The organism is Tessaracoccus sp., assembly GCF_016714275.1.
Classification (GTDB): domain Bacteria; phylum Actinomycetota; class Actinomycetes; order Propionibacteriales; family Propionibacteriaceae; genus Arachnia.
On record NZ_JADJNP010000001.1, the window covers coordinates 700035 to 712490 of the forward strand.

The 12456-nt window shown below is 67.8% G+C and carries 15 protein-coding genes and 2 tRNA genes; 10 read left to right on the plus strand and 7 right to left on the minus strand.

Features of this window, described 5'->3' with window-relative positions; translation table 11 throughout:
• The 3 genes from IPJ61_RS03260 to IPJ61_RS03270 are packed head-to-tail and all read right to left on the minus strand — an operon-like array spanning nt 1 to nt 3740.
• Nucleotides 1-1479, minus strand: coding sequence for a hypothetical protein (locus IPJ61_RS03260; RefSeq protein WP_297102982.1), 1479 nt, complete (start codon nt 1477-1479; stop codon nt 1-3).
• Nucleotides 1476-1988 carry a SigE family RNA polymerase sigma factor gene (locus IPJ61_RS03265; protein ID WP_297102985.1) on the minus strand — a complete coding sequence of 171 codons (513 nt, stop codon included), beginning with the start codon at nt 1986-1988 and terminating at the stop codon, nt 1476-1478. Before IPJ61_RS03265 ends, IPJ61_RS03260 begins: the two co-directional genes overlap by 4 nt.
• Before the next feature lie 60 nt (nt 1989-2048).
• On the minus strand, nt 2049-3740 hold the full coding sequence (locus tag IPJ61_RS03270; RefSeq protein ID WP_297102988.1) for a helicase HerA-like domain-containing protein: 1692 nt from the start codon (nt 3738-3740) through the stop codon (nt 2049-2051).
• 52 nt (nt 3741-3792) lie between these two features.
• On the opposite strand from IPJ61_RS03270, the gene IPJ61_RS03275 reads away from it, so the two are divergent.
• The 5 genes from IPJ61_RS03275 to IPJ61_RS22125 all read left to right on the plus strand — a co-directional run bounded on the left by IPJ61_RS03275 (nt 3793) and on the right by IPJ61_RS22125 (nt 6067).
• A complete protein-coding gene (locus tag IPJ61_RS03275; protein ID WP_297102991.1) occupies nt 3793-4086 on the plus strand; it encodes a type II toxin-antitoxin system VapB family antitoxin in 294 nt (97 codons plus the stop codon).
• 1 nt (nt 4087) lies between these two features.
• Nucleotides 4088-4624, plus strand: a complete 537-nt coding sequence (locus IPJ61_RS03280) for a LytR C-terminal domain-containing protein (RefSeq protein ID WP_297102994.1) — start codon at nt 4088-4090, stop codon at nt 4622-4624.
• A 127-nt stretch (nt 4625-4751) separates the two neighbouring features.
• Nucleotides 4752-5147, plus strand: coding sequence for a helix-turn-helix domain-containing protein (locus tag IPJ61_RS03285; RefSeq protein WP_297102997.1), 396 nt, complete (start codon nt 4752-4754; stop codon nt 5145-5147).
• A gap of 368 nt (nt 5148-5515) precedes the next feature.
• Nucleotides 5516-5848 carry a hypothetical protein gene (locus IPJ61_RS03290; protein ID WP_297103000.1) on the plus strand — a complete coding sequence of 111 codons (333 nt, stop codon included), beginning with the start codon at nt 5516-5518 and terminating at the stop codon, nt 5846-5848.
• Nucleotides 5849-5896: 48 nt separating this feature from the next.
• Entirely contained in the window at nt 5897-6067 is a 171-nt protein-coding gene (locus tag IPJ61_RS22125; RefSeq protein WP_366505401.1) for a DUF3039 domain-containing protein, read from the plus strand.
• A gap of 128 nt (nt 6068-6195) precedes the next feature.
• Here IPJ61_RS22125 and IPJ61_RS03295 read toward each other — a convergent pair.
• Nucleotides 6196-6283, minus strand: a tRNA-Ser gene (locus IPJ61_RS03295).
• 89 nt (nt 6284-6372) lie between these two features.
• On the opposite strand from IPJ61_RS03295, the gene IPJ61_RS03300 reads away from it, so the two are divergent.
• Nucleotides 6373-7548: an MFS transporter gene (locus IPJ61_RS03300; RefSeq protein WP_297103004.1), complete on the plus strand. Its 1176-nt coding sequence runs from the start codon at nt 6373-6375 to the stop codon at nt 7546-7548.
• Nucleotides 7549-7656: 108 nt separating this feature from the next.
• Here the strand turns inward: IPJ61_RS03300 and tadA are convergent, their stop codons facing one another.
• From tadA to IPJ61_RS03315, 3 genes are all read right to left on the minus strand, one after another.
• Nucleotides 7657-8115, minus strand: coding sequence for a tRNA adenosine(34) deaminase TadA (gene tadA, locus IPJ61_RS03305; RefSeq protein WP_297103006.1), 459 nt, complete (start codon nt 8113-8115; stop codon nt 7657-7659).
• Between the two features lie 88 nt (nt 8116-8203).
• Nucleotides 8204-8279: transfer RNA gene (locus tag IPJ61_RS03310), tRNA-Arg, on the minus strand.
• A 69-nt stretch (nt 8280-8348) separates the two neighbouring features.
• Nucleotides 8349-8876: a UDP-N-acetylmuramate dehydrogenase gene (locus IPJ61_RS03315; protein ID WP_297103009.1), complete on the minus strand. Its 528-nt coding sequence runs from the start codon at nt 8874-8876 to the stop codon at nt 8349-8351.
• A gap of 120 nt (nt 8877-8996) precedes the next feature.
• On the opposite strand from IPJ61_RS03315, the gene IPJ61_RS03320 reads away from it, so the two are divergent.
• The 4 genes from IPJ61_RS03320 to IPJ61_RS03335 are packed head-to-tail and all read left to right on the plus strand — an operon-like array spanning nt 8997 to nt 12362.
• Nucleotides 8997-9731, plus strand: coding sequence for a glycerophosphodiester phosphodiesterase (locus IPJ61_RS03320; protein ID WP_297103012.1), 735 nt, complete (start codon nt 8997-8999; stop codon nt 9729-9731).
• 14 nt (nt 9732-9745) lie between these two features.
• Complete coding sequence (locus IPJ61_RS03325) at nt 9746-10642, plus strand: 1,4-dihydroxy-2-naphthoyl-CoA synthase (RefSeq protein WP_297103015.1); 897 nt, start codon at nt 9746-9748, stop codon at nt 10640-10642.
• Nucleotides 10643-10680: 38 nt separating this feature from the next.
• Nucleotides 10681-11436 carry an Nmad2 family putative nucleotide modification protein gene (locus IPJ61_RS03330; protein ID WP_297103018.1) on the plus strand — a complete coding sequence of 252 codons (756 nt, stop codon included), beginning with the start codon at nt 10681-10683 and terminating at the stop codon, nt 11434-11436.
• Nucleotides 11433-12362 (plus strand): Nmad3 family putative nucleotide modification protein, encoded by a 930-nt coding sequence (locus IPJ61_RS03335; RefSeq protein ID WP_297103020.1) that lies wholly within the window; start codon nt 11433-11435, stop codon nt 12360-12362. Before IPJ61_RS03330 ends, IPJ61_RS03335 begins: the two co-directional genes overlap by 4 nt.
• Nucleotides 12363-12456 lie beyond the last annotated feature (94 nt).

Consider the following 12456-nt stretch of genomic DNA (forward strand, 5'->3'; position numbering starts at 1 on the left):
CTACTCCTCCGTGAACGTGAGGCCGTAGCGTCGCAGCTCCTCGACGAGGTCGTCGGGCACCCGCCACAGGAGAGAGTCCTTCTCGTCGACCATCGTGACGGGTGTCTGGGTGCTCCAGTACAGCGGCAGAAGACGCCCGGTGGCGTCCGCGAGGACGACCTGGTTCGCGCCGTCGCGCGTTCCCCAGTCGGCCGACTCGGCCTCGGCGGCAAACCGGCGCCCGAGCTCCGCGGCGAGGGCGGGGTCGAGCGCCGGTCCGCGCTCCGGGATCGCCCACTCGCCGACGCACGCCCAGCCGCCCACGATGGCGGCCGGGTCGGCAGCGGGTGCGGTGTAGAAGTCGCCCTCGCACTCCGCGGGGCGGTGGGAGAACGGGGTGGTGCGCAGCCCGTCGAGGGCCTCGCGCCACTGCGACGCCGCCTCTCCTGTCGGCATCCAGGTCCCGGACAGTCCGTCGCCTTCAGCGTCCGAGACGATCGCGCCCGCCGCGTCGACAAGGAAGGTCACCGGGTCCCCATGCTCGTTGAGGAGCACGAGGTACGGGAGCCCGCGCGGCACGTCGCCCCACCCGTCGCGCGGCATGACCTCGGCGTCGGCCAGCGCGGCGACGAACTCGGCGGGCAGCGGATGCGAGACCGTCTGCCCGTCGAAGCCGACCGAATCCGCGGCCAACCCGCAGACGACGCCGCGCACGACCTCCGCGCGGCCGACGCGGAGGAACGATGTGATCCCCGTCGGATCCTGCCAGCCCGCAGGGTAGGTGCGGCAGAGGTCGACGTCGTCGGTGAACGCCGGCGCGGAGGCACGCTGGTCGGCCCAGTAGCCCTTGAGGGTCTCGAGCAGGGCCGCGCCACCCGTCCGTGCGTCCCAGCCCCCGACCCACTCGCAGTTCACCGTTTCGGCGGAGACTGCAGACCTCGCCCCGTCGTGGTACTCGACGACCACGGTGTAGACCAGACCGCCCACCTGCGTGCACGCGTTCTGCGTCAATCCGGGGAGTGCGTTGATGGCATCGACGACGCGGTCCGGCGCCGTGGTCAGCGGCTCGACCGGCCCCATCCCGACGAGTCGACCGAACCCGCCGTTCCCGCCGCACAGCCACACCTGCTGCGCGCCGGAGGCCAGGTTCCGTGAGGCAGGCAGGTCCTCGACGGCGAGCGCACCGGACAGCAGATCCGCGCAGGCGCCCCGCACCAGCGCGCCCTGGCCCGGCGCGGTGTCGGGCACGCTCGGCGACGGCGTCGGCGAGGTCGGCGAGACCGAGGACGGAACCGATGGCGAGGGCGTCGCGAACGTCACCGGTGAGGTTCGCGGCAGCAGCGTCGCCCCCATCGCGGCGGCTACGACGAGCACGATGGCCGCGCCGGCTCCCACCCGACGTCGGCTAGCCCGTCGTCGGCCGACCTCTGCCCATGCCGAGATGTCGGCGGGCGGAGGCGTGGATGCCTTGAGGGCGGCACGGAGCTCAGATTCGTTCATGATCGGTCCTCTCCCTCGGTGAGGTGCGGAGATATGCGCAGGGCGGCGAGCCCGCGGCTGACGTGCGAGGTGACCGTGCCCGCGGGCATCCGCAGCAGGTCCGCGACCTCCTTGGTGGGACGGTCCTCGAAGTAGCGCAGCACGATCACGGCGCGCTGGACGCGCGGCAGGGCAGCGAGCGCGCGGGCAATATCAGCGGCGCGGGCAGGGTCTCCCTCAGCTGCGACAGGTGCTTCCGGCGGGGCATCGGAGGGCACCTCCGAGCGCCACTGCAGACGACGCCACCAGGACACGAAGGTCCGGTAGAGCGTGGTGCGGACATAAGCTTCGAAGTGGCGATCGTTGTCGAACGCGTTGTACCTGCCGTAGGTCTTCGACAGCGCGGTCTGGACAAGGTCTTCCGCGTAGTGAGCATCGCCGGTCAGCAGCCAGGCGGCGTGGTGGAGCGACGCCGCGCGCTCGGCGACGAAGTCGTCGAAGCCCGAACCGGCCCGGCTCACGGGTTCCACGGCAGCCTCCATACCCCTTCAGACGCGCCGGGCCATCCGGTTCGCTGCAAGGGCCCTGGCTCAGCGCCTCTTTCCGGTGCCGAAGAGGCCGCGGATGATCTCCCTGCCCGCGGTGCGGACCAAGTCCTTGAACACCGTCGACTTGGTCACCTGCTCCATCAGCGTGGGGTTCTCCTTCTCCCACTTGCGGCGCGCCGCCTCCGCCGCCTTGGCCTCTTTCTCGGCCTGCGCGCGGGCGCGCGCGGCTTCGCGGTCGAGACGCGCCAGCTCCGCGTCGGCCTCGCGCTCGATGCGCTGGCGCTCCTTCTCGGCCGCCGCATCGGCCTTGTCCCTGGCGATCCGCTCCTTCTCGGCCGCGGCCTCCGCCGCCAGGCGTTCCTTCTCGAGGCGCTCGGCCTCGGCACGAGCGGCGCCCTCGTTCAGCTTCGCGCTCAGGATCTCGTAGGCCGACTCCCGGTCGATCGGCGTGCCGTACCGCTCGGACAGCGGCGAGGCCGCGACGGCGGCCCGCATCGTCTCCTCCGGCGTCGGGGCCATCAGCGACGTCGGGGCCCAGATGCGCGTGCGCGCCACCGGCGTGGGGGCACCCTTCTCGCTCATGACCGTGACGATCGCCTCGCCGGTGCCGAGTTGCTGCAGCACCTGCTCCAGGTCGTAGCCGGAGTTCGGGTAGGTGGCGACGGTGGCCCGCAGCGCCTTCGCGTCGTTCGGGGTGTGCGCGCGGAGCTGGTGCTGGACGCGCGAGCCGAGCTGCGCGAGGACGTCGTCGGGCACATCCTTGGGAGTCTGGGTGACGAAGAACACGCCGACGCCCTTCGAGCGGATGAGCCGCACCGTCTGGGTGATGGCCGAGAGGAACGCCTTGGAGGCGTCGTTGAACAGCAGGTGTGCCTCGTCGAAGAAGAACACGAGCTTGGGTTTCTCGATGTCGCCGACCTCGGGCAGCGACTCGAACATGTCGGCCAGCAGCCACATCAGGAAGGTCGAGAACAGCGCGGGCCGGCTCGCGAGTTGCGGCAGCTCCAGCAGGGAGACGACGCCGCGGCCGTCGGATGCCGTGCGGAGCAACTCCGACGAGTCGAACTCGGGCTCGCCGAAGAACGCGTCGCCGCCCTGGTCGGCGAGGGTTACGAGCGCTCGCAGGATGACGCCCGCCGTCGCGGTGGAGACGCCCCCGATGCCTTTCAGCTCGGCCTTGCCCTCGTCGGAGGTGAGGAACTTCAGCAGCTCGATCAGGTCTTTGAGATCAAGCAGCGGGAGCCCCGCCTTGTCGGAGTAATGAAAGACGAGGCCGAGCGATGACTCCTGCACCTGGTTGAGGCCCAGCACCTTTGACAGCAGGATGGGGCCGAACGAGGCGACGGTGGCGCGCAGCGGGATGCCGATTCCCTCGCCTCCCAGCGCGTAGAACTCGGTAGGGAAGCCGGTCGGCTGCCAGTCCTGGCCCTGCGCGGCGGTGCGCGCCAGGAGCTTCTCGCTCGGCTCCCCCGGGGAAGCCATGCCGCTGAGATCGCCCTTGATGTCGGCCGCGAACACCGGAACGCCGGCGTTGCTCAACGCCTCGGCCATCACCTGCAGCGTCTTCGTCTTGCCCGTTCCCGTCGCCCCGGCGACGAGGCCGTGGCGGTTGAACATCGCGACAGGAATGCGGATCGGGGCATCGAGAACAGGGGCGTCGTCGAGCGCGACGCCGAGGGTCGCGGTCTCGCCCTCGAAGGCGTATCCGCTCCTGATCAGGTCAATCTGGCTCACGAGGACTACCTTTCCACATCCTCATTGCGTTTTGGCAGGCTAGTCTGGGCCCGTGATCTTCAAGAGAGTCGGCGACACGCGCCCGTACCCGGACCACGGCTACACGCAGAAGCAGTGGATCGCTATTGCTCCGCATCAGGTGCGGCTCGATGAACTTGTGACCACCAAGCGCACCCTCGACCTCGAAGCCCTCTTGGAGGAGGACTCCACCTTCTACGGCGATCTCTTCGCCCACGTCGTCGCCTACCGCGGCGAGATGTATCTCGAGGACGGGCTGCATCGTGCGCTCCGGGCCGCGCTGCAACAGCGCCAGACGATGCACGCGCGAGTGCTGGAATTGAGCTGACATGCGCATCTTCCGCCTCATCGCCACCCCGATCATCATGCTGGGCCTGCTGGCCGTGCTCGTCTGGGGAGTCATGTGGGGGTGGAAGGAACTCACGGCCCCGCTGCCGACCCCGACGCCGACCCCGTGCGTGACGACATCGGCCGACGTCGTCACCCCCGAGCAGGTATCCCTGCGCGTGTTCAACGGCGGCTTCACCTCCGGACTCGCCTCCCGCGAGGCGCAGCGGATGCGCGACAAAGACTTCACCGTGATCAAGGTGGACAACGTGGAGGAACGCATCACCTCTCCCGTGGTGCGCGGTAACAAGCGTGAGGAGCCGTCGATGACGCTCGTGGCGTCGTACTACGAGAACGTCACGCTGGAGTTCGACGACCGGGTCGACGGCACCGTCGACCTTCTCCTGGGCAGCGAGAAGCCCGAGCCGGTCAAGAAGCCGCTGAAGAAGGTCGAGACCGGGGGCAGCCTGTGCGTCATGGCCACCACGACTCCCTCCGTTAAGCCGTCTCCCAGCCCCAGCGCCAGCCAGGAGCCGTGAGCTTCTCACGCGGCACTACATGGAGGCTGCTCAGCCTCCCGTCACACGCGACCGCAGTTGAGCTTTACCTCGCCATCAGATCGAGTCATTTGTGACATCTGTCGCATCTATATCATCTAGGCTTGCCATGCAGACTCTCACCACTCGCAACATCCCCACTGAACAGCTCGACGCGCTTGAGCAGTACGCCACCGCCGCACCCGTCGAGCTTCGCGAACTCCTGCTCAGCCTGGGCCGCTGCGTCCGCGACGGAGACGAGATCGTCGTCATCGACGACTCACAGACCCTGACGCCCAACCAAGCCGCAGAGCGACTCGGAATGAGCCGCGGCCACCTGTACAAGCTGCTCGACCGCGGCGAGATCCCGTTCCACCGCGTCGGCCGCGACCGCCGCATACGAGTGCACGACATCGTCGAGTTCGAGGAACAACGCCAGCGTGACCGCCGCGAACTCGCCGAGCGCTTCGCGCACCAGCAGCAGACCGCAACCGCTGCCGACGACGAGATCGCCGATCTCCTCTAGCCCACGCGGGCTGTCAGAGGCAGCGGGCACAACGGCGGCGTGCGTAATCGACGAGCTCGCCCCACGCTCCGGCTCCTCCGCGAGGACCTAGCGGCGGACTGGAGATCGCCTCACGCCAAGCGATTGCTGGAGGACGGTGATCTCACCGCGCTACACCCGTTGAGCCGGCTTCCGCACCCGATCATCGAGAAGGCTGCCGAGTCGTTTGGGCCCGACCCCAACCAGGACAACTTCGTTGGGCCGATTCACAGCTCAACGAAGCTCCCTCTGCTGGAGATTGAACTCGGCCAATGGCGCGGCGGCGTGTGGCGCGACGACCAGTCAGGAACACTCGCCTCCTCAGGCAGGAGACCGCCGCTCGCATCCGCATGGCCTGGGAACTCAGCATTCAGCAGACATGCGCGCAGGCCCTCCTTGCGGCGACCGACGGCGGCACCCCGCGCGTCGAGATCATGCATCCAGTTGCCTCGCAGGACGCCATGGCCTGGGTTGAGATCTCGATCACCGAGGTCCGCGACGACGGAATCCCCACAGATGAACTCGTAGTGGAAGTCACGCCACGCAGAGAACTCGCCGGGAGCGGCCTGCACTGGCAGCTCATCACACGAGTCCTCATCTCTATTGATCCACCCGAGCAGAACTGGGACCGATACAAGGACACCTTCTCGACGATAGGCGAGCCCGGCACATGGAAGTCTTGAGCCGCCGAGCTTGCGAGGCTCACCCAAACGGGGGAACTCGCGCAGTCGATCCCAGGTGCGGAGAGCCACTACACCCATCGGAAGGACTTGACCGGACGCACCGTGACCGGCCGTGCCGTGAGATCGCTCTGCGGCATCTACTTCGTCCCAGCCCAGGACCACCAGAAACTACCCCCATGCGCAACTTGCCAGGAAAGACTGGCTGAGCTACCCCCGTAGGCTTGCCCGTTTCCCGCGATAGTTCGACTTCCAAGCGCGCCCCGTCGCGGCCCTGCGGGGACCGGGCGGGACCCCTTGAACGGAACGAACCCCCGGTCTTGCGACCGAGGGTTCGAGTAACCATCGACTGGCGGTGATGGAGGGATTTGAACCCCCGGTAGGTTGCCCTACTCTCGCTTTCGAGGCGAGCTCATTCGGCCGCTCTGACACATCACCGTGTTCCATGTTACCGACGCTCGCGCGCCGAGGCGAATCGGCACGGGGGCCGGGCGGGAGGCGATCCGCTGACCCTCTAGAGTTGGCCGGTGCGCGATTTTCTGGCACTCCTCAAGCTCCCCGGCCTCGGGCTCGTGATCACCACCCAGCTGATCGCGCGGTTTCCCGCGGGCATGTACTCGCTCGGCATCCTGATGCTGGTCGAGCACCGCATGGGCACCTACACGGCGGCCGGGTTGGTGCTCGCCGCGTTCTCTGTCGGCACCGCCGTCGCTGGGCCCATCGTGTCGCGGCAGCTCAGCCGGTTCGGGACGACGCAGGTGCTGCTTGTCACGCTCGCGATCTCGGTGGCCGCCGTCATCGCGCTGGTCCTCGCCCCGCTCACCTTGACGGGAATGATGGCGCTCGGTGCCGTCAGCGGGGCCGCGATGCCGCCGGTGGTACCCGCCGTGCGGACGCTGTACCCGCACCTGGCGCCGTCGCGCCTGCTCACGCCGCTGTTCAACCTGGACGCGGCCCTGCAGGAACTGATCTGGGTGATCGGTCCGGTAGCGATCACGCTTCTCGTCGCCGGCCTCGGCACCACGACGGCGCTGCTGGTCGTCGCCGGCGTCCAGATCGTCGGCGGGCTCGTGTTCGCGCTGGTCCCCCTGGTCAGGAACACCAAGATCCCGGCCACCAACCGACGGCTGGGCGGGGTCATGCGCAACCACTCCGTCGTCCTGATGGTCGTGACGTCGCTGCTGCTCATCGGGGGCTTCTCGGCGATGGAGGCCGCCGTCGTCGCAACTCTGGGCGAGGGATCGCTCTCCGTCGGGCTCGTGCTGGCGATCTGCTCGATCGGCTCACTGTTCGGCGGCCTGTACGCGGGCAACCGGCCACTGACCCGCTGGTCGTTGGCCATCCGGATGGGGGTTGTCGCACTGGGTTTCGGCGCGGCGGTCGCCCTGGCAGAGGGGTTCTGGGGTCTCTCCCTCGCGTTGTTCGTCGCCGGTCTCGGTTGCGCGCCGGCGCTAGCCGCGGTGTCGTCGGTGATCGCCGGCAGCGTCGACTTCGCCGACACCGCGGAGGCCTACGGTTGGGTGGGCACCGGGCAACTGCTGGGCGCGTCGGTCGGCTCGGCGGCGGCAGGCATCGCCATCGACCATGTCGGCGGCCCCGGCGGTCTGATGGTCAGCGTCGTGGTGGTGACGCTGTCGGTGCTCATTGCGGTCGTCTTCCGCCGCGCGCAGCCCGACCTGAGGCACCTCGTCACCAGCCATTGACGGTGCGAGCCCGCGCACTCGCCCAGCGCCGACCCGGATGGCGTACACAAATCTGCGTATACGTGCTCAGCTGTGCAATGCGTACAGCTTGAGCGCGCATACGCAGACTTATGTTCGGCGTTGTGCGAAAAAGGCCTCTAGCGGCGCGGCGCACTCGGCGGTGAGGACCCCGGAGACGACCTCCGGGCGGTGGTTCAGCCTCGGGTCGCGGACGACGTCCCACAGCGACGACACCGCCCCCGCCTTCTCGTCGAACGCGCCGAACACGAGCCGCTCCAGGCGCGCACCCACGATGGCCCCTGCGCACATGGTGCACGGCTCGAGGGTGACGACGATCGTGCAGCCCTCGAGGCGCCACTCGCCGACGGCCTCGGCGGCCCGGCGGATCGCGACGATCTCGGCGTGCGCCGTCGGGTCGCCGTGCAACTCGCGTTCGTTGCCCGCGCGGGCCAGAACCTCGCCGTCGGCCCCGAGGACCACCGCGCCGATGGGCACGTCGTCGTGGAGCGCTGCGGCCTCAGCCTCGGCGAGCGCCATCCGCATCGCGGAGTGCCAGCGAGTGCCCATGACGCCACGACCTTCGGAGGTCCTCTGAGCTACGGATCTCAGACCGGAAGCGTGAAACAAAAAGAGCCCCGGCCGAAGCCGGGGCGCCTGGCGCGCTCGGAGGGACTCGAACCCCCAACCTTCTGATCCGTAGTCAGATGCTCTATCCGTTGAGCCACGAGCGCTTGGGCGAAAAGAAACTATACAGGGCATTCGGAGGAGTCGGCAAACGAGCGCCGCACGCGCTCATCGGATCACGCGTTTCCGCCCGTCAGCGCATTACGGACCGCGGACAGCAACACGCGGTTGCCGGGCTCGACACCGACCGCCGCGGCCAAGTCCGCGTCGGCGATGGGCCGGGTCAGGTCGCCTTGGCGGAAGAGGAAGATGATGTCGAGGATCTCGTATCGCTCTGCGTCGTCGGCCGACTCCGTGAAGCGCGACGTGCCCTCACCGAAGCCGCAGTCGACCGCCGCGAAGGTCCGCTGCGCGTCCCGGATCCGGTCCCAGGTACGTACGGAGGTGACGACGTCGGCGATGCTCGCGCCGAACCGCGACGCGTTCCCACGCACGGCGTCGGCCACCGTGCCCGGAACCCCGGACAGCGCCTCGATCCCCACCCAGTCGTCGGCGACCGCGCGCGCCACCAGCGCGTCCCACTCCTCACCGGCCGGCACGGTGACCTCCACGCCACCGCAGACGGCAAGGTCGTCGATGTCGCACGCGGAGTCGTCGACGGCGATGGCGGGGATGGGTAGGGCGCGGTCGGGGTAGGTCTGCATGCCCCCCATTCCACGCCGAGACGGCCCGGATCTCAAGGGACGCGACGGGGCACGTTCGCGCCCAGCACAACGACGGGAGTCAAACTCGCGGACCCCGACGAGGGATGCCAGGATGGACCAGTGACAACAGCCATCTGGGCCCATCGCGGAGCGAGTGCCTACGCGCCGGAGAACACGATTCCCGCCTTCGAGCTAGCCCTGAGCATGGGCGCGGACGGCATCGAGCTCGATGTGCAGCGCAGCGCCGACGGCCAGGTCGTCGTCATCCACGACGTGACGATCAACCGGACGTCGAACGGCGTCGGCAAAGTGGTCAGCCTGAGCTTCGAGGAACTGCGCAGGTGCGACTTCAGCAACGGCTTCCCGGGGCGGCGCAACGTCAAGATCCCGACGCTGCGGGAGGTCCTTGAGCTGTGTCGGCCCACCAACGTGACGGTGAACATCGAACTGAAGAACGGCGAGGAGTTGTATCCGGGGCTGGAGAACGACGCCCTACGTGTCGTCCGCGACGCCGGAATGGTGGACCGCGTCGTCTTCAGCTCGTTCAACCACTACTCGCTGGCGAACCTGCGCGGGCGCGTCGGCCCCGAGAACCTTGCCCTACTGATCTCCGACGGGCTCTACGATCCGTGGCTGTATGCGAAGTCGTTCGGCGCTGGCGCGATCAATCCCGATTACCGCGCCCTGCAGATGCCCGGCTACGTCTGGTACGCCCACGAGGTGGGCGTCAAGGTCAACGCGTGGACGGTCAACGACGAGGCGACCGTCCGCTGGCTGGCCAGCCTCGGCGTCGATGCGGTGATCACGAACCTCCCCGACCAGGCAGCCGACGCCCTCCTGTATCAGCGGTACTGACTAAGCTCGCGCCCATGACCAACCCGTTCCGGCCCGAGCTGTGGACGCCCGTCGAGGGCTTCGACTTCACCGACATCACCTATCACCGCGCCAACGACGTGCCGGCGGTGCGGATCGCGTTCGACCGCCCCGAGGTGCGTAATGCGTTCCGGCCGCACACGGTCGACGAGCTGTATCAGGCGCTGGAACACGCGCGGACGTCATCGGATGTCGGCTGCGTGCTGCTCACCGGCAACGGGCCCTCCGAAAAGGACGGGGGGTGGGCGTTCTGCTCCGGCGGTGACCAGCGCATCCGCGGGCGGGCCGGGTATCAGTACGCCGACGGCGAGACGTCAGAGTCGGTCGACAAGGCGAAGCTGGGTCGGCTGCACATCCTCGAGGTGCAGCGGCTGATCCGGTTCATGCCGAAGGTCGTGATCGCGCTGGTCAACGGCTGGGCAGCCGGCGGTGGGCACTCGCTGCACGTCGTCGCCGACCTTACGCTGGCGTCGCGCGAGCACGCGAAGTTCAAGCAGACCGACGCCGACGTCGGCTCCTTCGACGCCGGCTACGGCTCCGCCTATCTCGCCCGCCAGGTGGGCCAGAAGTTCGCGCGGGAGATCTTCTTCCTCGGCGACGTCCACGACGCCGAGGACGCGCACCGCATGGGTATGGTCAACCGGGTCGTCGACCACGAGCGCTTGGAGGATGTCGGCTTGGAGTGGGCGGCGAAGATCTGCGGCAAATCGCCGACGGCGCAGCGCATGCTGAAGTACGCGTTCAACGCGATCGACGACGGCTTGGTCGGCCAGCAGATCTTCGCCGGCGAGACGACGAGGCTGGCCTACATGACCGACGAGGCAGTCGAGGGCCGCGACTCGTTCCTGGAGAAGCGCACCCCCGACTGGTCCAAGTTCCCGTACTACTACTGACTGACCGCACCGGCCGCAAGAGGCAGCGAGGAGGGCCGATGTGTGGTTCGCGCTCGGCAGCATGTAGCCCGAGTTGGGGCGACACGACGCAACGAGCCACCAGCACTTCGTCGGGGCGCCAACCGGATCCGGCAGCAGCAAGTGATGCTCCCTCGCGCCGCCGGGCGCCCCGTAACCTTGGATCACCGGTCGACACCAAACGGGTCTTCTCCTACGTGGTCGTTCACGACACCGGCTTCTCGCCGAATCCGTTTCACGGCCTTCTCACGCTCGCGTGCTGCAAGCCGCGCATCCGCCGTACAGCTGATGTCGGTGACATCGTCGTCGGCCTCTCACGCCGCAGTGAGCGCGTCGTCTATGCGGTGCAGGTGGCTGAAGTGATCGGGTTCGAGGAGTACTGGGCCAACCCCGACTATCTTCTCAGGCGGCCGATCATGAGTTCGCCGGCGATCATCGAGCGCACGGGCGACAACATCTACGAGCCGATGCCCACGGGCTTCCGCCAGTTGCACTCGTTCCATTCCCATCCCGATGGTTCTGAGAACGTCAGCCTCAAACACACTGACCTCGGCGGCAACCACGTGCTCGTGGGTGAGCAATTCACCTATTGGGGGAAGAGTGGCCCACTGTTGCCGGACGAGCTCGAGTTTCTTGCTGTCAGAAGAGGTCATCGTTGCAGGTTCAGCGACGAGCAGGTGGCCGCCGTCGCTCGGTGGTTCGCGGGGCTCCCGAGTGGTGTGTTGGGGCCACCTGCTCACTGGAAAGCCGGCGACCAGAGCTGGCGCGAGACATGAAGGTGATCCTGAGCCGCAAGGCTTTCGACTCAGGAGCGGGCGGGGTGGCCAACCCGATCCTTGACGACGGCTCGATGATCCCCATGCCTATCCCTGACAAGCAGTCGGCTGTCCGCTACCGGGACATCACCGTGGCTGGGAGGAACCTCGGGTCGATCGCGGCCGACCTCACACGTGGGAGAACGAGGACTGACCACTTCGCTCATCTGGACCCGGACCTCGTCCACGGGGCATACCGCCGAGAGGCTGGGTGGCGACCGCTGTTCGGGCAGGTCGGCGCCTCGCAGTCCGTGCTTGCCCGGGAAGGCGTTGGGCCAGGGGATCTGTTCCTGTTCTTCGGCTGGTTCAGGCGAGTGACACAGACATCAGATGGCCTCCGGTTCGTTCGTGGCGAGCCGGATATGCATGTCATCTGGGGCTGGTTGCAGGTCGATGAGGTGGTGCCGGTCGACGGCAGGTCCCTGCCGCAGTGGATGGACTACCACCCGCACGTGGGCTCCGGGTCTCGCGGGCGCAACAACACCATTTATGTGGCGCGCGAGACGCTCACGCTCGATGGCTGCTCCGACAGCATGCCGGGAGCCGGCGTCTTCAGTCACTACGACGAACGCCTGCGACTCACGAAGCCCGGATCGAAACGTTCGATCTGGACTCTGCCGTCATGGTTCGCCCCCTCGCCGCCCAGACCTCCGCTCGGCTTCCACGCGGCCCCCGGGCGCTGGCTGGTCGTCGGCGAGAACGTCGAGCTTTGCAGCGCGGCGCGTGGACAGGAGTTCGTCCTCGACGCGTCTCAGTACCCGCAGGCCGGCGAGTGGATCGGCAGTCTGCTCGAGGTGGCACGCTCGGGAGATGCGCGGGCCTCGGGCAGCGGCTGTTCCTCGGAGCAGCGCATCCGCAACCTGGAAGGCGTCGACAGACCGGATTAGCCGGTACTCAGGTCAGAAACGTTCAGTTGCTCCCGGGTCCGGCAACAGCCAGGTTGGATTCATCAGCATGCTAACGAATCCAACCTGGCTAAGC

Bases quoted from the DNA above. Each gene is read 5' to 3' on its own strand.
- IPJ61_RS03280 (WP_297102994.1), top strand. From the start codon at position 4,088: ATGCGCATCTTCCGCCTCATCGCCACCCCGATCATCATGCTGGGCCTG.
- IPJ61_RS03260 (WP_297102982.1), bottom strand. From the start codon at position 1,479: ATGAACGAATCTGAGCTCCGTGCCGCCCTCAAGGCATCCACGCCTCCG.
- IPJ61_RS03285 (WP_297102997.1), top strand. From the start codon at position 4,752: ATGCAGACTCTCACCACTCGCAACATCCCCACTGAACAGCTCGACGCG.
- tadA (WP_297103006.1), bottom strand. From the start codon at position 8,115: ATGGGCACTCGCTGGCACTCCGCGATGCGGATGGCGCTCGCCGAGGCT.
- IPJ61_RS03335 (WP_297103020.1), top strand. From the start codon at position 11,433: ATGAAGGTGATCCTGAGCCGCAAGGCTTTCGACTCAGGAGCGGGCGGG.
- IPJ61_RS03325 (WP_297103015.1), top strand. From the start codon at position 9,746: ATGACCAACCCGTTCCGGCCCGAGCTGTGGACGCCCGTCGAGGGCTTC.
- IPJ61_RS03315 (WP_297103009.1), bottom strand. From the start codon at position 8,876: ATGCAGACCTACCCCGACCGCGCCCTACCCATCCCCGCCATCGCCGTC.
- IPJ61_RS03290 (WP_297103000.1), top strand. From the start codon at position 5,516: ATGGCCTGGGAACTCAGCATTCAGCAGACATGCGCGCAGGCCCTCCTT.
- IPJ61_RS03330 (WP_297103018.1), top strand. From the start codon at position 10,681: ATGTGTGGTTCGCGCTCGGCAGCATGTAGCCCGAGTTGGGGCGACACG.